The sequence below is a fragment of the Priestia sp. RMT2NF4 genome (genome assembly GCF_047872835.1).
Classification (GTDB): domain Bacteria; phylum Bacillota; class Bacilli; order Bacillales; family Bacillaceae_H; genus Priestia; species Priestia zanthoxyli.
Genome location: NZ_JBLQZO010000032.1, coordinates 1 through 440, shown reverse-complemented (window position 1 = coordinate 440; position 440 = coordinate 1). Strand labels below are relative to the sequence as shown.

Sequence of the window (440 nt, the reverse complement as noted above, 5' to 3'; positions counted from 1 at the left end):
CGCGCCCGAGAGGAGTCGAACCCCTAACCTTTTGATCCGTAGTCAAACGCTCTATCCAATTGAGCTACGGGCGCTTCTTATGATGTTTACCGCCGTTGTTTTGGCGACTTTATTATAATATCATTTCTATTTTCTTATGTCAACACTTTTTTAAAAAGTTTTTTTGGTGCGGCCGAGAGGACTTGAACCTCCACGGGGTCGCCCCCACTAGGCCCTCAACCTAGCGCGTCTGCCATTCCGCCACGACCGCTAAATACATAAAATGAATAAGATGCGGGTGAAGGGACTTGAACCCCCACGTCGTAAAGACACTAGATCCTAAGTCTAGCGCGTCTGCCAATTCCGCCACACCCGCAAGAAATGAAAATGAGCCATGAAGGACTCGAACCTTCGACCCTCTGATTAAAAGTCAGATGCTCTACCAACTGAGCTAATGGCTC

The 440-nt window shown here is 48.2% G+C and carries 4 tRNA genes; all 4 read right to left on the bottom strand.

The annotated features are described in order from the left end of the window. Positions 1-74 (bottom strand) — tRNA-Arg (locus ACMX9J_RS27700). A gap of 90 nt (positions 75-164) precedes the next feature. Then, positions 165-250, bottom strand: a tRNA-Leu gene (locus ACMX9J_RS27695). Positions 251-272: 22 nt separating this feature from the next. Continuing rightward, positions 273-355: transfer RNA gene (locus ACMX9J_RS27690), tRNA-Leu, on the bottom strand. 12 nt (positions 356-367) lie between these two features. Next, positions 368-440 (bottom strand) — tRNA-Lys (locus tag ACMX9J_RS27685).